Raw genomic sequence first — 18871 nt, forward strand, 5'->3', positions numbered from 1 at the left:
AAATAAACAATGAATACAGTGGTAACTAAACAACCGACAGAAAACTACGCCGTACACCCCAAAAAGTTCTCTTTATGGGTAATGATTGTGGCTATGATAATGTTGTTTGCTGCTTTCACCAGTGCATACATTGTACGCAGGGCCGAAGGGAACTGGGATATTTTTCCGTTGCCGATGCAGTTTATGTATAGTGTGGTGATTGCCATACTAGGCAGTATTGCAATGCAATGGAGCTACTATGCCGCCAAGCGCGATGAACTTGGACAAGTAAAAATAGGGTTAGTGATAACATTGGCGTTAGGAATTGTGTTTTGTGTATCACAATACCTTGGCTGGGCCGAAATGACTCAAAACGGGTTTACGCTTACCGGCGATAATGCACCCAGTAAAGAGTATATAAACCAATACGGTGTTACCCATGTAGGTAGCCAAAACCCCGCCAGCAGTTTTGTTTATATCATATCAGCCACACACGTATTGCACGTATTGGGCGGTATTATATTTCTGCTGGTTATGACAGTGCAAAGTTTTAAATTAAACATTCATAAGAAGAACCTGCTTAGCATCAGTATGTGCAAAACATACTGGCATTTTGTAGGCCTACTATGGATATATCTTTATTTGTTTTTATTTTTGAACCGCTAAGAAAAAACAGAAATGTCAGGACACTCAGTAGCAACAGCCAACCCCACAAACGCATGGTCGGGCGGGCGTTCACCCTTCAATGTAAGCTATGGCAAATTGATGATGTGGTTTTTCCTGTTATCAGATGCCTTCACCTTTTCAGGTTTGCTGATAACCTATGGTGTACACCGCTTTAGTGCCGCAGGCGATACCAGCTTGCCTTGGCCTTTGCCTGATATGGTGTTTAATCACTTTCCGTTTTTGCACGGAATCCACTTGCCTTTGTTCTTTGTTAGTTTGATGACTTTCATCCTTATCTTCAGTTCGGTAACCATGGTGTTAGCGGTTGAGGCAGGACATCGTAACTCTAAGAAAGAAGTAGCCCGTTATATGTTGATGACCATTATTGGTGGTGCAGCATTTTTGGGTTGCCAAGCTTGGGAATGGACTCAGTTTATTGGTGACGGTGCTACCTTAAACGGTAACCACTTTGCTCTAAGTGCTGAAGGAATAAAGAAAACCGAACATTTAGGTTTATTTGGGCACATACATTGGGAACTTGCTGACCGTATAAGCGGAGCACCTACCTTCTCTGCTCTATTCTTTATTGTAACAGGCTTCCACGGTTTCCACGTATTAAGCGGCGTGGTGCTAAACATAATAACTTATATCAACGTGTTGAGGGGTACTTACGAAAAACGCGGCCATTACGAGATGGTTGAAAAAGTAGGACTTTACTGGCACTTTGTAGATTTGGTTTGGGTATTCGTGTTTACCTTCTTCTACCTGATATAATTTTTAAATAATAAGAGATTCACCGTAACATTTAAATTAATAGCAAATAATGTCACACGTAGAATATAAAGATAAAGATACTTACCTGTACGAGAACGCACAGGAGAAACTATACCACGTAGAAAGCCATGGTACTAGCGAAATCTGGAGGACTTTCTGGATTTTGACTGCCATTACTGTTGTGGATATTATATTGTACTTCGTATTACCGGCAAGCATGGGTCGTAACATTTTGTTTATCGGCTTAGGTTTGGTAAAAGCCGTACTTATTGTAGGGTTCTTTATGCACTTAAAACATGAACGCACAAGCCTTATTCTTAGTGTTGTGGTTCCTACCATGTTTATCGTGTTTTTTGTAGCGTGGATGTTGTACGAAGGCAATTTTTGGAGCACATTTAACAGCTGATGAGCAACCCCGCACGGAAAAAGATTTATCTAGTATTACTTTTTATACTACCCATAGGTTTTGTAGCACTATTAAAACAAGGCACTTTTAAAGCCGGAGCTATACTACCCATATACGGCGACCGTTATTTAGCCGCGGGAGCAAAAGATACTACATACCATACTGTTGGCCCTTTTAGTTTTACAGACCAAAAGGGCTTTTTGCTTACTAACGATAGCGTAAAGGGTAAAATACGCATCGTAAACTTCTTTTTTGCCCGTTGTCAGGGTGTTTGCCCTAAGATGAACAACAACCTTACTTTGGTGTATGATAAATACAAGCAAAGTCCTGATATAGTATTTATATCTCATACTGTAGACCCAGAGAATGACAGCACAGAAGTGCTTGCAGAATATGCCCGGGTGAGAGATATACGCTACGGTAATTGGTTTTTTGTTACCGGTAAATACGAGCAAATAGCCTTTATACAAAATCAATATTTGCTGCCTAAGGCTGATGGTGCCAGTGCCGACCAAATTGCACATTCGCAGCACCTTATTTTGGTAGATAAAGAAGAACGCATTCGCGGTGCATACGACGGTTTAAAGATGAACGAGGTATTGCAACTGAAAGAAGATATTAAACTGTTATTAGCTGAATACAAGAATCCTTTATGAACACCTTTGCAACTAACGATAAACTATACTTCCGCATAATACTGGGTATATCTATTGCCATACCCTTGGTAGTTGCGCTACTGCTGTTTATTCCCGGAAAAGAGGGGTTGCAAGGCAGTTTTGATGTAACCTTCCTTCCCAAGCTTAATGCGTTTATCAACTCAGCAGTTTCAATACTTTTGGTAGCCGGTTATTTCGCTATCCGCAATCAAAAAAAGGGTACGCATAAAGCATTGATGTTGTCGGCATTTTTCCTTTCGGGCTTGTTCTTAGTGTCGTATGTTACTTACCATTATTTGGCAGCTGAAACCAAATTTGGTGATATTAACCATGATAGCTTGATAAGTGCTGAAGAAGCTGCAGCAGCAGGTGGTTTGAGGTATATTTATTACTTCATACTATTAACACACATATTATTAGCTACTGCAATTGTGCCAATGGTATTATTTACCATTTACCGCTCGTTTGCCGGGCAATTTGATAAACACAGAAAACTTGCACGGTGGACATTTCCCCTATGGTTATACGTTTCGGTAACCGGTGTTGTTGTATATTTGCTCATTGTTCCATATTACCTTACATAATATGAAAAGCCTGACCAAAATCATAGTATTAGTAGTGCTTGTATGCTTATTTGCTACCGTAAACGAGGCAGCAGCGCAATGCCCCATGTGTAAAACCTCCGTTGAATCAGGTTTGAAAGAGGGAAATACTGTGGGTATGGGCTTAAACGACGGTATCTTATACTTACTGGCAATGCCCTATATATTGGTAGGTGCGGTAGGTTTCTTTTGGTACCGTAGTTACCGTAAGCGCAGAGCAACGGCTTAATTTTTCATATTCATGTGCAATAAACAGGAAAACAGTTCGCTAATGGCATTTATTAAATGTAAATGCCCGCAATGCCGTAGCGGAAAGTTCTTCACGCATTCTTTCTACAATCCCACCAAATTTCTACACTTTAATGAGCATTGTCCCGTTTGCGGATTAAAGTTTGAAAAAGAAACCGGTTTCTTTTGGAGTGCTATGTACATAAGCTACGGAATAAATGTAGCTATTGGTGTAATAGTTGGGGTATTGTTAAACCTCTTTTTAGATGATCCGAGCGTTAATACCTATTTATTTTGGATATTGGGTATAGTTATCTTAGGCTCTACACTAATATTCAGGTATTCACGTATGATTGCCCTGCATTTTGTAAGCGGCTACAAATACGATAAGAATGCAGTGAAGAAACAGTAGTGCATGGAGGAAGAGAAACCAATAATTGTTTCTAAGTTTAGCACAAGACTTTATTTATTTTGGTTGCTCCCATTAGCCATTTTATGGCTAATAATCGAACTATCAACTCTAATGCTAGGTAACGGGAATCTATCATTTTCTGCTGCAATATTCATCTTGATTTTGCTATTCTGCTTTTTAATCTTACTGAGCCTAACGATTCATTTATACAAAAAAATTGAAGTGTATAATGATTACATACTGTATAAAGGGCTTTTTGGATACAAAAGAAGAATACTGCGTACAGATATAACACATTATGAACAAACATCATTTATTAATAGAATAGGAGAAAATATGCTTAATGTGAAGATTTGCTATTCAGATAAATCTATTTCGATTGGGAACAAGCAATATTCTAATTATTCGGAATTAAGAGAAATACTAACAAAAAAACTCCCAAACAAATCCGGAAACGGATGTCAGGAAATCGAAGAACAAAGCCGAAAAGGTGTTTCAATCGTATTACTTCTTTTTATGATAGGCAGCTGGGGTTGTTGTGGGTATGAATTAATATCCAATATAAGCAGTCTAAATAGGGTTAGTATTATTGTGCCAATATTTGTTACAGTGTTATTTCTATTTCGTAAAAGAAAATTTATTTAACAGAAGTTAATCATATTGCATTTTGCTCCTATAAAAATCTGTTACTTTAAATAACTGAAATACCGTGAAAAAACGGTAACGCAGTTAGTTCACTTCCATTATATTTGCACCCATTTTTTTACAAACTATGAAAATTTCAAAATCACACCCGTGGCGGAGCTTGGGTTATTTTATCGTTCCGCAACTTGCTGCCATCCAGCAAATTACTCTTTACAAACAGAAAACAAACATTTATCTTAGCTGTACAAACCTACAAAGTCAATGAAAAAATTCCTGAAAATACTGGGCATATTGCTCGGTTCATTAATTATTATTGTCGCTTCTGTTGCGGCTTATGTTCATTTTAAAGGCATACCTACTTACGATGCCCCAAAAATACCCGAAGTAAAAGTTGAATCAACCCCTGAACGAATTGCTAAGGGCGAGAAAATTGCATCAATGTTATGTATTCATTGCCATAGTGATGCCAACAATAAATTGGTGGGTAAGCGTATCATTGATTTACCTCCCGCATTTGGAGAAATATATTCAATGAATATTACCCATGATGCAACTAAAGGTATTGGTAATTGGACCGATGGTGAACTTATTTATTTCTTGCGTACAGGTTTACGTAAAGACGGAAGCTATGCGCCTCCTTATATGCCTAAATTCCCTTTGTTGAGTGATGAAGATATGAATAGCATTATATCTTGGTTGCGCAGTGATGCATACGGGTTGAAGGCCAGCAGCGAAGAACCTCCTGCCAGCAAACCCGGATTTTTGATGAAAGCTCTTAGTAATTTTGTTGATGGTGCAAAACCATTGCCATTTCCGGCTTCTGCAACTCCGGTACCCGATACCACTAATAAAGAAGTTTGGGGTAAATATTTAGCAAATAACCTGTATGCCTGTTTTGCCTGTCACAGTGCTGATTTTGCTACCAATAGCGAGCTTGCCCCTGAACAGTCAAAAGGATTTTATGGCGGTGGAAATAAACTATTGGATTTACAGGGTAAATTAATCCTGTCTAAAAATATTACTCCTGACGGTACAGGTATCGGTACATGGACAGAGCAGGATTTTGTGAATGCCATGCGTTACGGTAAACGCAAAAACGGCAAACAATTGCGCTACCCCATGTTGCCCTACAATCAATTAACTGAGGGTGAAATAAGTGCTATCTACGCATACTTGCGTACAATACCTGCAATAAATAATACCATTGCTGATTAATTTAATAATAGCTATAAATAAAAAAGGTTGGGCATTTACCCAACCTTTTTTATTTACCGAATTAGATAAACGATTAATAATAATTATCCCTGCGCAGTTCTTGTAGTTTTTGGCGGGCAACACTATTATTTTTTGGATATTTAAGCGTGAACCCAAAACGTAGTTTAATAGTTTCGCCCGGTTGTAAAGTTTTATTCCAGGTTAATAAACCGGTTTCAGCATTTAGTTCAGCACCTCCTAAATCATCTTTTATTACTTCCAAATCATCGTTTTTAGATACAGGTATTTGGTCTTGTACCTCAACAGTAATTGCTTCTTTTTTGGTGTTACGTAATTCAATTTCCCAAACCACACTTTGCACTATTTTGTTGCCAAAGAAGTTTTTACCGTTTTTCTCAGCCGCTTTTGTACGTTTTACTACCAAACGACGGTCTTTACCCATGTATAATGATAGTGTATCTTCAATCTGATTAGGATTTATACCTGTTTTGCCTAAAAAAGTACCTTCAAGGTACAGATTAGCATCACCTTCTAATAAATTAAGGTCTTCCCATCCTGTTATCTGGGCTTTTAAGAACGAGGTACACTCAGCCTTAGGTACGGTAAAGTATTTATAAGAAACCGGAAGCTGATTTTTCTTCACTTCTGTTACCATTGGACGGTTATCGCTGGCAAGGCGCACCGCAAAAGGAACTTCAAAAGAAATATCGGTATTTACCTCGGCATTAGAATACTGACTTGTGAATGCGTTGGTCTTACCTTTATCAAAGTTATATTGATAATTATTGTCAGCTTCGTTAGGCATGGCTTGACGGTTTTGCATATACCACCCGTTCAAATCAACAAAATTGGTAAACAACTGCGGAAGGGCAGGGGTGTACATGGGGTTATTGGTAGAAAGTATCATTTTCACTCCGTCCCAGTTTTCGCCTGTATTTTGACGCATCTCAGCTTTGTAGGCAAGCGTAATGGGGTCGGTAATTTTTACACTGCGTATGTCATACTTCGGAGTCCAACTTGCATCAGCAACATAGTATTGCAGGCTTAGCGTTACTTTCACTTTTTTATCGGCATTAACCGTCAAATGCACTTCGCGTGTGGTTTTTTCATTATTACGCTTAAACTCATTAAAGCGATTGTTCAACGTATCTAACTGAGTTTGCAACTTACGCTGGCGAATGGACGACAACAGCATTTTGCGTTTAATTTCAGGCAATTCGCGACGGTATAAAGCAAGAGCGTCTTCAAGTTCGGGTACCACAACACCTTTTTCACCGGCTATTTTCATATTGGCCAGTAGCAGGTTTTGTTCTTGAGTTAGCACATCGGCATTATTACGTTCAGTTTCCAATTCAAACTTTACAGCATCAATAGAGTCGCGTAGAAAATTAAGAATAGGCATTTTTTTGGGGTCGATAGTTGTAGAAGAGTTATCACTCACCGATAGGATATTCACATCAGTACCCATTCCCACTTGTACACTTCTACTGTCCAGATAGGGGCTCAAGCCGGATAAAATCAAATGGTTAGTGCCTTGCTCTACATCCACTTGACCTGTTCTCGAAACTGTAACTCCTGATAGGTACAGGGTAACCTCGCTGATAGTTGTTGGTACTTCTTTTAGTTTGTCCTGTCCGAAACAACTTGCCGCAACCAACAGCAACAAGCAAAAGACCTGTATTTTTTTCATAGGCAGTAGTATAAGTGATTTGTTTTGTATTAAGCTCAAACGCTGTGCCACAGCGAGTAACGTTTGTCGAAACACTTTGCAGCCGCTATAAACAATAGATTATTAACGGACACAGAGCAATAATAAGGTTTTTGGGTGATACAGACGAAAAAGAAGCTACCCCGTAAAAATACCTGTTTTTGAAATAGCGTATTTTACCTGTATCCGTCAAACCCTTGGTAAATCTAACTTGCCCTCAGTAATTATCCCATAAAAGAAACACTGAAAAAAGCGGTTTCTATAACTGAAAAACCTGATTACTAAATTAAATGGCTAAACAAACTACAGCAAAAAAAGGTACACCCACGGCATCAAAAAAGGTGGATGTAGCCGTAATAGGTGGCGGTGTTGCGGGAGCATACAGCGCATGGCGACTACAAAAGGCTAACGGGAAAAAAAGCAAAGTGGCTTTGTATGAATATAGCGATCGCATTGGCGGACGTTTATTCTCGCGCACATTGCCCGGTATGCCCAATGTAGTGGCTGAATTGGGCGGAATGCGCTACATACCTGAAACGCAGCCATTGGTTACCGGGTTGATTAACTATCTGAAACTTCCTACTAAGGATTTTCCGATGGGTAACCCTGACCCTGAAATCGGCGCGTCGCAAAATTATTATTACCTGCGCGGTGAGCACCTTACGCTGGAAGAGTTAAGCATTAAAGGCGCAGTGCCTTATAACCTGAGTTGGAGCGAACAAGGGATGAACCCCGATCAGTTGCAGGCTTATGTAATGAATGTATTAGTTCCTAATGCTAAAAACCTTACGCTTGAAGACTGGTTTAAGGTAGAGGTATTTGGTACTCCTTTGTATAAAATGGGGTATTGGAACTTGCTAAATGTGTTTCTAACCAATGAAGCATTTAGCTATATGCGTGATGCCGGTGGTTATGATGCCAACGTGGCCAACGCCAGTGCAGTAGCACAATTACCAGTGAGTGATTTCGGTCCTACCACCAGCTTCCGTACCCTTACAAAAGGGTATCAGGATTTGCCGCTAACCCTTGCCGAACAATTTGAAGCAGATGGCGGTGAAATAAATATGAACCACAAGCTGCTGTCTATTAAGCGACTTAAAAACGGTGAGTATGAGTTGGTATTTACCCGCACTAAAACCCAAGATTTTAAAACCCATTACGATAACAACAGCGATGAGCGTATAGTGGTGCATGCAGATAAAATAATACTTGCAATGCCACGCCGATCACTTGAACTGATTGAATGGGATCAATGGCAAGAAAACGAGTTTTTAAAGAACAACGTGGGTAGCGTTTTGATACAACACGCCTTTAAACTGTTTATGGGGTATGATTACCCTTGGTGGCGTGCACTTAATCTTTGGGCAGGACGTTCGATTACTGATATGCCCATTAGGCAAGTATATTATTTTGGTTGTGAAGGCGACCAACCCGGTGCAGACCCTAACAATACAAAATCGCTACTGATGGCTTCGTACAACGATATAAGCACAGTGCCATTTTGGAAAGCATTGCAAAACGACGAGCCATACGGTGGTAACGACAAACCCGAAAACAAAAGCATTGACCCCGTACCCCCTGCGCAATTTGTAGCTACCCAAAGCATGGTAGAGATTGCACACAAACAGGTGGAAACCATGCACGGCCAGCAAAAACTGGATATGCCCTATGCAGCTATTTTCCACGATTGGAGCGAAGACCCATACGGTGGTGGCTGGCATGAGTGGAAAGCAGGCTACCGTTACGATGAAATTATTAAAAAGATGGTGAAACCCGTAGAAGACCAAGACGTGTTCATCATCGGGGAGGCTTACAGCAACAACCAAGGTTGGGTGGAAGGCTCTCTGGAAACCGCTGAAGACATGATGAAGCGGTACTTTAAACTCGACTATCTTCCGCGTAAATAAATCCATACACACAGGCTATCAACGCAGGTTCCCCTCAGCAAACGCTTTGGGGAACTTTTTTAAACAATACTCTGAAAATGACAACTAAACCTGTTACCTATACCATATCGGACTACATAGCTGAGCGACTTAAAGAAATGGGACTTACCCATTTGTTTGTAGTTCCCGGCGATTTTATGACTCCGTTTTTGGATATTCTTGAGGAAAAGCACCCCGATATTCAATTGATTAATGCTCCCAACGAATTGTGCGGAGGATATGCCGCCGATGCGTATGCCCGATTAAAAGGGTTTGGAGCCATTAGCGTAACCTACGGTGTAGGAGCTTTTAGTTTGATTAACGGTATTGCAAGTTCGTGGGTTGAGCGTAACCCCGTAGTGTTTTTAAACGGGCATCCATCGCACAGCGATATGTTTTACGAAAACGAGTTGGGGGTGCTAATACATCACTCAACGGGCAATTTTACTTCCAACAAAAAAGCCTACGAAAACATCACCGCGGCTGCCGTTACCATTGGAGATATTCCTAACGCGCCTGCCTTGATAGACGAAGCTATTGTGAAATGCTATATCCACAAGAAACCCGTATATATTGAGTGCTACAAGGATATGTGGCAAGCACCTTGCCCCCGACCTTTGAAAAAGCTGGATTTAGAGTTACCGCAAAGCGACCCTGAACAGTTAGAAGCGGTATTGAGTGTGATAACCGCAGCACTTCAAAATGCTGAACAGCCCATTATTTGGGGTGGTATAGAGCTACAACGGTATGGTTTGCAAAACACATTTGAGAATCTGCTAAAAACCACAGGGTTGGGCTATATAACAACATTGCTTGCCAAAACCTTACTGGCTGAAGATAATCCGTACTTTATCGGGACTTACACTGGAGCTGCGAGCAGTGCTGATTTAAGGGCAAAGGTAGATAACAGCGACTTTTTACTTTGCTTAGGCACCATCATTACGGATGATTACCTGGATATCATTAACAGCAGTTATAAGTATATGGCCGTTGCTTACGACGGAGGTGTAAGAGTTGGATATCAGAAATTCCCCAGAGTTTATACATACGATTTATTGCCCGCTTTAGTAAAACGACTACAATCTGCAAAATATAAAAGCCCCACAGGAAAGCCCGTTAGAGCGCAAGGCTTATTGGATGTGCCCGATAAAGGCAACGAGATAACCTTTAACGGATTTTTCAGAAGGATGCAGGATTTTATTACCGACGATATGATAGTGTTGGTAGATGAAAGCGACTCGATGTATGTGGTAAGCGATTTGGTGATTAAAAAGCAAAACGGCTTCGTGTCAGAGGCTGCTTGGGGTTCAATAGGTGCAGCCGCACCCATGGCAGCAGGCGTTGCACTGGCATCGGGCAAACGAGCCGTATCGTTTAGCGGGGATGGCGGTTTCCAAATGGTCGATCAAGCCCTATCCATGTTATCCAACCATTGCCCCGGAAGTATTGTGTTTGTAATGAACAACGGTATCTACGGCATTGAGCAAGCATTGGTTGATTTAGCTCCCTTTGAAGGTCAAGGTGAATTCAGACCTTACAACATTCTACCTGTTTGGCAATATTACAAGCTGGCCGAAGTGATGGGCGGCAAAGGATATTTGGTGAAAACCTATAAAGAACTTGATAAAGTGCTGGCCGAAGTGAAGAAGAATACCAAAACACTATCAGTAGTGCAGGTAGATATTCCTTCAACTGATTTACCGCCACAGATTAAGCGGTTAGCAACTATGTAAACATAGGCTATAATATTCTGTCCGTAGTTTTAGCAACTCTCTCTCCCGATTCATATTCCCCTTGGTACTTGCTACTAAGGGGATTTCTTTTGTACTGCTTACCTAAGCCTATAATACTATACACCCTTTAGCGTTGAGTTTATAATTATACACTGGCTTTTAGTACTTTTGCTCCGCCAAAATATACACTCACACAAACAAAATGACTTCCGAAGAGATAAAAGAGCAAACTACCGCTGTTTTCCGCAAGGTGTTTGCAGATACTAACTTAGAAATTCACGATGCAATGACCGCCAAAGATGTTGAGCGTTGGGACTCATTGAACCACCACACGCTTATTTCAACCGTTGAAGAGCAGTTTGGCATAAAATTTAAATTGAAAGAAGTAATAGGCATGAAAAACGTTGGTGATTTACTGCGTCTTATCGAAGCCAAAAAGAACTGATGAATAAAATATGGAAAGCCGTTGCCATTTTGTTTGTCCTTAATGGGGCACTGGTACTGTTTTCTTTTGTGTATGAGAATACGTTTGCTGCCTGGGATAGTAAAGTAACCGGTGATAAAAGCGGCAGACTGCAATTCATTACTCTTTCAGACATACTTACCCCCGATACGGCCACGGTGAACGAAAACGCCGAACAACTGGCCGATAAGCTGATGACACAAGATACCATTAGCGTACAAAAAATTAAAAAGAAGGGGAGGGTTGATTCAGCATTTTTAGTAAAACCGGGCGATACCTCTTCGCGCGATAATAAAATTTACAACGCAACCGCGTTGGATGCCTTTTTTGCTTCACTAATTGACGAGAAAGACAATACAGTGGTGCGCGTGGCCCACTACGGCGATTCACAATTAGAAGGCGACCGTGTTACCGAACACATTCGCAGCAACTTGCAGGCAAAATTCGGGGGCAAAGGACTTGGATTTGTGCCCTTGGACGATGTGGCAAGCTGTGCGTCTTATACTCGAACAAACACAGGTACATGGACGCGCTACAATGTATTTAACAACAAGATTAAAGGCAGTTACTACGGATTGAGTGGTTCGGTATTTCGTTTTGCAAAAGGCGAAGTGCTGCCCGAAGTTCCCAAACCTGCCATTGATTCATTGGGTAATACTGATAGCTCACAACCCAAAACCGATAGCCAGCCGGTACCTGCTGCAAAGCAGAAGTTGGTAAAATATACCCGAAATGCAGGGGTTACCTACCGCTTTTCAAGCGGGGTGAAGTACAACGATGTATCGTTAATGTACGGGCGCAGCAGCGAAGGTTTCGGTGTGCGTTGTTACACATTAGGTAATGAATTGTTAAGTGCCGATACCATAAAACCCCAATTAGGTTTTGCCAAAACAAAACTTAAAATACCAGCGGGATTAAGCGGTTTTAGGGTAGAGTTTTTGGGTAATAACAGCCCTGATATTTATGGATTGCTGGTGGATGACTCAACAGGTATCACCGTTGATAATTATGCCATTCGCGGACATAGCGGCGACGGCTTAATGCGTATCGACGATAATTATCTGGCTACACAAGCAAAACTTACCAATACCCGCCTTATTGTGTTTCAATACGGTGCCAATATGATACCGTATTTAGAAAGTGAAAAAGAATGCAAGTATTACGAAGATGCCTTTTACCGCCTGTTTATGAAGTTTAAAAAAGCAGCCCCCAATGCCAGTATTTTGGTAATTGGTAACGGCGATATGGGCTATAAGCAAGGGAGTGATGCACAATCGTACCAGCAAGTGCGCTGCCTGAGCGATGTGCAGAAAGCGGCTGCCTTGCGCGCCAACTGTGCTTTTTGGAGCTTGCTGGATGCAATGGGCGGTGATAACTCAATACTTACGTGGAATAGAAAGGGTTTGTGTGCGCTTGACGGGCATTTATCACCCAAAGGACAAAAGATAATGGCAAACCTTATATTTACGGCGTTGATGCGTGAGTACAACAACTACGTAATTAAACAACAAAACTTATAAGATAGCGTTAACTTACAAACGGTTGAAAGTAGTTAAATATATATTAGTCAGTATTTTCGGAGTGGTTAGCTTCCTGACTGTTAGTGCCCAGAATACGGGCATGAAGGGGCTGAAACTGAACGATACTTTCACCGATGAAAGATACCTTTCACAATTTGCCCGTTATCAGCGCTATTTACCTTTTATAAAGTACAGCAGCAACTTTGTTGAGTGGGACAATGCAACTGCAGTAGATAACTTCTTTAGTAAGCTGGCAAATGCCAACAGCAAAAAAGTGAACATACTGCACATTGGCGACTCGCACATACAAGCCGACTTTTTTACAGGGTATATCCGTGAGAATATCCAGCAGATATTCGGGTACGGCGGACGTGGTTTCATATTCCCGTACGCTTGTGCAGGCACACACTCTACCTACGATTACCGCACGTGGAAGTACGGCGATTGGGAAGGCGCGCGCAACGTTAAGAACCCCAACTTTATGGATATTGGTTTGGCGGGAGCGGTGGCCAAAACCAAGGATAACGAAGCAGGCTTTAAGTTTGGGTTTAAGGGTGGGATATTGATGCCCGATTTTACGGTGCTTAAAATCTACTGCAAGAAAGACAGCGCCAGCTTTGACCTTAAAATTAAGCTGAACAACCTTGATGATACTATTTACCTGAAAACCAATACCCAGCTTCACCTGCCATACGTTACCGTTGATTTGCCAATGGTGAGCGATACGTTTGCTGTTTTTATGAACCAAACCGATAGCCTTCAAAATCATTTTGAGTGTTACGGTTTGATGATTGAAACCCCGCACAACAAAGGAGTGGTGTATAATAGTGTAGGTATAAACGGTGCGGGATATAACAGCATTTTAGGCCAAACCCTTATGAACAGCCATTTGCAGGAAATGCAGCCTGATATGGTGGTGATAGATTTGGGAGCCAACGACTTTTACGGATTCACGTTTAAAGAGGATGAGTTGGGCAATAACCTTACACTGGTGATACAAGCCATTAAACAGGCTGCTCCCAATGCGTCTATTATCGTGTCTTGTTCGCAGGATATTTACCGCAAACGTAAAAATGTATTTGCCACGCTTCAGTTTTCGCAGCTTACCCAAAAAATAGCACAACAAAACGATGTCTCTTGGTACAATTACTTTTCGGTATCAGGCGGACGGTACTCTATGCTTAAATGGCGCAGGCACCAACTGGCTAAGAAGGACAAAGTGCATTTAACCACGGCAGGGTATCACCTAAAAGGCGATTTATACCTGAATGCCTTTTTAAACTCGTACATGCACTACCTAAAAGGCCGACCTGAGCGTTTAGTAGTGGCCGACGGAAACTTAGCAACGGTTAACGACGGCTTGTTTATTACTAAAGATAACTTGGTTGACCCTGAAAACGACAGTACCAAAACCAAGGTGGTACACACCGTGAAGAAGGGTGAAAAACTTACCGCCATTGCCAAAAAATACAAGGTGGATGTAGACGATATAATGGATTGGAACGGTTTAGAAACCGTAGTGGTGCGCAGGGGGCAAAAGCTGGATATATACATTGATAAGCCTGCACCCAAAACTGCTTCGGTGACTGAGAATACGGAAACAGTGGTGGAAGAAACCGTTACTCCGACCCCTAAAAAAGAAACTGCCAAGCCAAAGAAAACGCCTGCCAAGAAGAAAGAGACTGATGGAATAGTTCGCTATAAAGTGAGGAACGGAGACACATTGTGGTCGATAGCCAAGAAACACGGAGTAACCGTGGCTCAAATTAAAAAGTTGAACAACCTGCGTGGCGATGCAATACGCATAGGACAAACATTAATTATAAGCAGGTAAGCAGGGAAGATGGACAAGGCGTTGGCATTTTTTAAGCAGTTTGAGTACAGCAAATTCAATCCCCTGCAATTCAATTCGGTATTCTTTTTCGCACTGTTTTCGGTCTTTTACCTCGTTTATGCCGGGGTATTTAATAAAGTAAAAACGCGCAACACTGTGCTGTTGCTGTTTAGCTTGTTTATCTATTACAAACTTAGCGGCTTGTATGTGTTGCTGATGATGGCCGTTGCGGCAAGCGACTTTCTTATCGGCAAACAAATTCTTAAAACTCACAGCGAAGGAAAGAAGAAAGCGTGGCTGCTGCTTTCGTTGGTGGTAAGTTTGGGCTCGTTGCTGTATTTTAAATACTCTCCTTTTATTCTTGAAAACGTAGATGTGTTACTGGGCACCAAACTAACGCCGCCCCAAGGCAGCTTTTTAATGCCCATCGGGATATCGTTTTATATTTTTAAAACCATCAGCTATGTGATTGATTGCTACAACGAAATGATTGACGAGCCCGAAGAAAGCTACATCAATTACCTGTTGTATGTATCATTGTTTACCACCATCATAGCCGGCCCCATTGCACGTGCCCGCGACATATTGCCTCGTTTGCAGGCCAAACTAACCGTAACCGAAGAGTTTATCGGGAAAGGGTTCTTTTTAATATTGATTGGAGCTGTAAAGAAATACCTGATTGCCGATTTCTTATGGGTGAATTTTATCGAGCGGGTATTTATATCGCCTACACTGTTTTCGGGCTTTGACAACCTGATGGCGGTGTTAATGGGCACGATACAGTTTTACTATGATTTTGCCGGATATACCGATATGATGCTGGGTATATCATTACTATTGGGGTTGGAGTTGCAAGGCAATTTTAACCGCCCGTTTATGGCGCAAAACATCAGCGATTTTTGGCGACGCTGGCACATAACCCTGTCCAGCTGGCTAAACGAATACGTGTTTATGCCCATGTCGTTTGCATGGCGGGGTATGAAGAAGACAGGTATTGTAATGGCCAGTCTTTTCACGTTTGTAATATCGGGCGTGTGGCACGGCCCTAAGTTTACCTACATACTTTGGGGTACGTTGCACGGTGCTGCCATTGCTTGGGACGTAGCCAGCCAAAACTGGCGGGCATCGCTAAAAAAGAGTATCAACGGCAATGTATATTCAGTAGTAAGTATAGTGCTTACGTTTGCCTTTATAAGCCTTACCATGGTGATATTCAACGTGCGCGAAGTACCCGTGGCTTGGGATATGTACGAAATGATGTTCGTGAAAATGGATTGGAGCATTGCCTTGCAATGGTTTCCTATTTATTACCGCGAGTTTATAGTATTTGCATTGGCCGCATTGATACATTTCTTGCCCTTGCACCTTAAAGATACAATGGTGCAGTATTTTACACAGTTGTATTGGCCTTTAAAGGCAGTGGTTGGGCTTGTGGTGATATTGTTTATCTACCAATTCTATTCTTCAGAAACACAACCGTTTATTTACCTACAATTCTGAGCTTGTCGAAGAATGGGTCTGTCGAAGAGTGAGCTTGGCGGGATTGTTTCCAGAGCCTGCACAAGGTTGTTTCCTGAGCTTGTCGAAGGGAGTTTCCTGAGGCCTGTCGAAAGGCTTAAAACCTCATCAACACAGTTAAGTTAATACGGCGACTGGTTAGGTAGTTAGGAACACCAAAAGTAGTACCCTCTACATCGCGCACCCAAATGTATGAAATGGTATTGTTGGCTTGGGTTAGATTGAACACCTGTAAGCTAAGAGCCAATCCTTTGAACCATTTACCCACTTTTGAAGTAACACTATCACCCTCGGTAATAATATCGCGAGAGAAACCAATGTCGATACGGCGGTAAGCAGGGAGTTTAAAGCCTTCCTTATAACGGTTATCAGCACCTAAATAAAAGGGCAGGTTAGAGCCGTACACAAGATTTAGCTGCATTTTGTAACGTGGCCACCTGTCTAACTCGTCTTGGAATAAGATACCCAAATTAAAACGTTGGTCGGTGGGGCGGCGTATATAACCTGATTCACGTTGTACACCCTTTGTATCAGTGTAAGTAATGTTTTCTTTGATACTCATGATAGAGAGGCTGAACCACGATTCCAAATCCTCAATAAACTCGCCGTTGATACGGGCATCCCAACCAAAAGCACGGCCTTTTGAGTTGTTATTGGCATAATAACGGATACGGACGTTCTCAATTTGGTAGGGCACAAGGTTATCCAGTTGTTTGTAGTACACCTCTGAATAAAACTTGAACGGCCTACCCCAAGCAGTAAAGTTCATATCGCCGCCAAAAACATAATGGATACTGCGTTGGGCTTTTACGTTGGTATTTACCTTGCCGTCAAGTCCGCGCAATTCACGGTAAAACGGAGGTTGGTAGTAATGGCCGAACGCAAAGTGGAAGCTCCAGTCTAATTTTTTAAGGCTATCGTGTTTTACGCGGCGGTTATAAGCACGATAAGGCTCAAACGAAATTTGTACCCGCGGGCTGATAACGTTTTGTTGGTTTAGCGACCAATAGTTAGTTCTGATACCGTAAGTAACCTGCAAGCGGATAGAATCTATCAGCATGGTAGTGTTTTGTATATAGCCCGATATACGTTGCGATTGTAGGGCATTAGAGCCTTTTACAAAACTGTTAATGTTAAGTGTATCGCCGCTGTTAAACGGCACAGAGTAACCTGCTGAATCAACATAATACCATTCGCGTACCCTGTCTTTTACCGATTCGGTTTGGAAGGTAGCACCCCAAAACAGCTGTGTTTTTTTAGTAATGTGATTACCCTTGTGGCTGATAGAGGCTACTTGTGCGTCAAGTTTGTTGCGGGCATGGTTGATAAAGTATCCTACGCCGCGGTTAAATTTTGCCTGCCCGAAATCATCACTGCCCAGTTCGTTGTCCAACTGGTCTAAGCGGTAAGCACCTTCGGTGGTAAAGTACTCTGTTTCGCTGCTGGTATAGTATGAGCCTAATAGTTTAAGGTTGGTGTTTTTGCTTGCATCCCAATCAAACGTAAGGCCGTTCATAAAGGTATTGTAGCGCATCAATTCGCTACCGTCAAAAAACACAGTCAGTTGTAAAGCGTTAGTAACTGTACCAAACGATGTGCGTTGGGTTTCAGGTACCAACAAAAAGCGGTTTAAGGCATAGTTACCCAAATAACTCAGGCGCATTTTTTTGCTGATATCGTAGGTAAATAACCCTTGTATATCCACAAACAAAGGCTTGTAGCTGCCTTGTACGTCTAAACTGTTTAGTATGTATTGGTTGCTGCGTATGCGGCTACCCAGCATCCAGCTAAGACGGCGTTTGCTGCGCCCGCCTGCAAACAAGCTGGCACCCATAAAATTTAGGTTAGCGCCTGCTTCAAGCTTTTCGGGTTTGCGGTATTTCACATCCAGCACACTCGAAAGTTTATCGCCGTATTTTGCTTCAAAACCACCTGCCGAAAAGCGCACACTCTCCACCATATCAGGGTTGATAAAACTTAACCCCTCTTGCTGGCCGCTGCGCACAATCTGCGGGCGATAAATCTCAATATCGTTTACATACACAAGGTTCTCGTCAAAATTACCCCCGCGAACGTTGTAGGCTGAACTTAGCTCGTTGTTAGATGTAACACCGGGCAGGGTGCGCAAAATGCTTTCAAAATTACCCGATACGTTGGGGTTGAGACCTGATACTTTGGGGTTAAGCGTGATAATGGGTAAACCCCTGTCGCGCTCGTATTCAAACTCGGTTTCAGCAAGTTCAAAGTATTTAAACCCAAGCGATACGTTTAGCTTGTTTTTGCTATCGGGGGCAAACGGCCCAACGGTTTTAACCACTGACTTAGCACTAATGTGGCTAAATATCAGCGTAACTTCAGTGTTTGCGGGTATGTATAGCGTGTAACTGCCGTTTTTTGCTGTGAAAGTGCCTTTATCGCTACCCTTAATGTTTACGCCTGCGTCTTCAACACTACGCCCGAGTGAATCAGTAACAATGCCCGTGATAACGGCATTTTTTTGCCCAAACAAGGCAATACTTCCCAACAACGTAAATAGTAATATGGTATAGCGCAGCATTAGCAATGTTGTAAACGGCAATATGGGGTA

Annotated in this window: 17 protein-coding genes; 15 read left to right on the forward strand and 2 right to left on the reverse strand. The window is 41.9% G+C overall.

From position 1 onward, the window contains the following. Window positions 1–9 precede the first annotated feature (9 nt). The 9 genes from F9K23_00325 to F9K23_00365 all read left to right on the forward strand — a co-directional run bounded on the left by F9K23_00325 (window position 10) and on the right by F9K23_00365 (window position 5583). Complete coding sequence (locus tag F9K23_00325; protein ID KAB2918615.1) at window positions 10–645, forward strand: cytochrome oxidase subunit III; 636 nt, start codon at window positions 10–12, stop codon at window positions 643–645. 12 nt (window positions 646–657) lie between these two features. Then, complete coding sequence (locus F9K23_00330; protein ID KAB2918616.1) at window positions 658–1419, forward strand: cytochrome oxidase subunit III; 762 nt, start codon at window positions 658–660, stop codon at window positions 1417–1419. A 49-nt stretch (window positions 1420–1468) separates the two neighbouring features. Then, entirely contained in the window at window positions 1469–1825 is a 357-nt protein-coding gene (locus F9K23_00335; protein KAB2918617.1) for a cytochrome C oxidase subunit IV family protein, read from the forward strand. Next, window positions 1825–2481, forward strand: coding sequence for an SCO family protein (locus tag F9K23_00340; protein KAB2918618.1), 657 nt, complete (start codon window positions 1825–1827; stop codon window positions 2479–2481). The genes F9K23_00335 and F9K23_00340 overlap by 1 nt, the downstream gene beginning before the upstream one ends. After that, a complete protein-coding gene (locus tag F9K23_00345) occupies window positions 2478–3065 on the forward strand; it encodes a DUF420 domain-containing protein (GenBank protein ID KAB2918619.1) in 588 nt (195 codons plus the stop codon). The genes F9K23_00340 and F9K23_00345 overlap by 4 nt, the downstream gene beginning before the upstream one ends. A gap of 1 nt (window position 3066) precedes the next feature. Further along, window positions 3067–3312, forward strand: a complete 246-nt coding sequence (locus F9K23_00350; GenBank protein ID KAB2918620.1) for a hypothetical protein — start codon at window positions 3067–3069, stop codon at window positions 3310–3312. A 42-nt stretch (window positions 3313–3354) separates the two neighbouring features. Next, window positions 3355–3723: a DUF983 domain-containing protein gene (locus F9K23_00355; GenBank protein KAB2918621.1), complete on the forward strand. Its 369-nt coding sequence runs from the start codon at window positions 3355–3357 to the stop codon at window positions 3721–3723. Window positions 3724–3726: 3 nt separating this feature from the next. Continuing rightward, window positions 3727–4368: a hypothetical protein gene (locus F9K23_00360; GenBank protein ID KAB2918622.1), complete on the forward strand. Its 642-nt coding sequence runs from the start codon at window positions 3727–3729 to the stop codon at window positions 4366–4368. A 261-nt stretch (window positions 4369–4629) separates the two neighbouring features. Further along, on the forward strand, window positions 4630–5583 hold the full coding sequence (locus tag F9K23_00365) for a cytochrome c (protein KAB2918623.1): 954 nt from the start codon (window positions 4630–4632) through the stop codon (window positions 5581–5583). A 73-nt stretch (window positions 5584–5656) separates the two neighbouring features. On the opposite strand, the gene F9K23_00370 is transcribed toward F9K23_00365, so the two are convergent. Beyond that, entirely contained in the window at window positions 5657–7273 is a 1617-nt protein-coding gene (locus tag F9K23_00370; GenBank protein KAB2918624.1) for a DUF4139 domain-containing protein, read from the reverse strand. 308 nt (window positions 7274–7581) lie between these two features. On the opposite strand from F9K23_00370, the gene F9K23_00375 reads away from it, so the two are divergent. From F9K23_00375 to F9K23_00400, 6 genes are all read left to right on the forward strand, one after another. Continuing rightward, window positions 7582–9198, forward strand: a complete 1617-nt coding sequence (locus F9K23_00375) for an NAD(P)-binding protein (GenBank protein ID KAB2918625.1) — start codon at window positions 7582–7584, stop codon at window positions 9196–9198. 77 nt (window positions 9199–9275) lie between these two features. After that, window positions 9276–10949, forward strand: a complete 1674-nt coding sequence (locus F9K23_00380) for an alpha-keto acid decarboxylase family protein (protein ID KAB2918626.1) — start codon at window positions 9276–9278, stop codon at window positions 10947–10949. A 202-nt stretch (window positions 10950–11151) separates the two neighbouring features. After that, the gene (locus tag F9K23_00385) at window positions 11152–11394 is read left to right on the forward strand and encodes an acyl carrier protein (GenBank protein ID KAB2918627.1); all 243 of its coding nucleotides are present in this window, start codon (window positions 11152–11154) and stop codon (window positions 11392–11394) included. Further along, the gene (locus F9K23_00390; protein ID KAB2918628.1) at window positions 11394–12932 is read left to right on the forward strand and encodes a hypothetical protein; all 1539 of its coding nucleotides are present in this window, start codon (window positions 11394–11396) and stop codon (window positions 12930–12932) included. The genes F9K23_00385 and F9K23_00390 overlap by 1 nt, the downstream gene beginning before the upstream one ends. Window positions 12933–12954: 22 nt before the next feature. Further along, window positions 12955–14766 (forward strand): LysM peptidoglycan-binding domain-containing protein, encoded by a 1812-nt coding sequence (locus tag F9K23_00395; protein KAB2918629.1) that lies wholly within the window; start codon window positions 12955–12957, stop codon window positions 14764–14766. A gap of 9 nt (window positions 14767–14775) precedes the next feature. Beyond that, the gene (locus tag F9K23_00400; GenBank protein ID KAB2918630.1) at window positions 14776–16266 is read left to right on the forward strand and encodes an MBOAT family protein; all 1491 of its coding nucleotides are present in this window, start codon (window positions 14776–14778) and stop codon (window positions 16264–16266) included. Window positions 16267–16381: 115 nt separating this feature from the next. On the opposite strand, the gene F9K23_00405 is transcribed toward F9K23_00400, so the two are convergent. Beyond that, on the reverse strand, window positions 16382–18841 hold the full coding sequence (locus F9K23_00405) for a TonB-dependent receptor (GenBank protein KAB2918631.1): 2460 nt from the start codon (window positions 18839–18841) through the stop codon (window positions 16382–16384). Between the last annotated feature and the right edge of the window lie 30 nt (window positions 18842–18871).

This window comes from Bacteroidota bacterium, from assembly GCA_008933805.1.
GTDB lineage: Bacteria > Bacteroidota > Bacteroidia > UBA8524 > UBA8524 > SB11.

Excerpts from the sequence above, each read along its gene's own strand:
- F9K23_00365 (KAB2918623.1), top strand. The coding sequence starts at position 4,630 with ATGAAAAAATTCCTGAAAATACTGGGCATATTGCTCGGTTCATTAATT.
- F9K23_00355 (KAB2918621.1), top strand. The coding sequence starts at position 3,355 with ATGGCATTTATTAAATGTAAATGCCCGCAATGCCGTAGCGGAAAGTTC.
- F9K23_00345 (KAB2918619.1), top strand. The coding sequence starts at position 2,478 with ATGAACACCTTTGCAACTAACGATAAACTATACTTCCGCATAATACTG.
- F9K23_00400 (KAB2918630.1), top strand. The coding sequence starts at position 14,776 with ATGGACAAGGCGTTGGCATTTTTTAAGCAGTTTGAGTACAGCAAATTC.
- F9K23_00325 (KAB2918615.1), top strand. The coding sequence starts at position 10 with ATGAATACAGTGGTAACTAAACAACCGACAGAAAACTACGCCGTACAC.
- F9K23_00330 (KAB2918616.1), top strand. The coding sequence starts at position 658 with ATGTCAGGACACTCAGTAGCAACAGCCAACCCCACAAACGCATGGTCG.
- F9K23_00390 (KAB2918628.1), top strand. The coding sequence starts at position 11,394 with ATGAATAAAATATGGAAAGCCGTTGCCATTTTGTTTGTCCTTAATGGG.
- F9K23_00375 (KAB2918625.1), top strand. The coding sequence starts at position 7,582 with ATGGCTAAACAAACTACAGCAAAAAAAGGTACACCCACGGCATCAAAA.
- F9K23_00340 (KAB2918618.1), top strand. The coding sequence starts at position 1,825 with ATGAGCAACCCCGCACGGAAAAAGATTTATCTAGTATTACTTTTTATA.
- F9K23_00385 (KAB2918627.1), top strand. The coding sequence starts at position 11,152 with ATGACTTCCGAAGAGATAAAAGAGCAAACTACCGCTGTTTTCCGCAAG.
- F9K23_00335 (KAB2918617.1), top strand. The coding sequence starts at position 1,469 with ATGTCACACGTAGAATATAAAGATAAAGATACTTACCTGTACGAGAAC.
- F9K23_00405 (KAB2918631.1), bottom strand. The coding sequence starts at position 18,841 with ATGCTGCGCTATACCATATTACTATTTACGTTGTTGGGAAGTATTGCC.
- F9K23_00380 (KAB2918626.1), top strand. The coding sequence starts at position 9,276 with ATGACAACTAAACCTGTTACCTATACCATATCGGACTACATAGCTGAG.
- F9K23_00360 (KAB2918622.1), top strand. The coding sequence starts at position 3,727 with ATGGAGGAAGAGAAACCAATAATTGTTTCTAAGTTTAGCACAAGACTT.
- F9K23_00350 (KAB2918620.1), top strand. The coding sequence starts at position 3,067 with ATGAAAAGCCTGACCAAAATCATAGTATTAGTAGTGCTTGTATGCTTA.
- F9K23_00370 (KAB2918624.1), bottom strand. The coding sequence starts at position 7,273 with ATGAAAAAAATACAGGTCTTTTGCTTGTTGCTGTTGGTTGCGGCAAGT.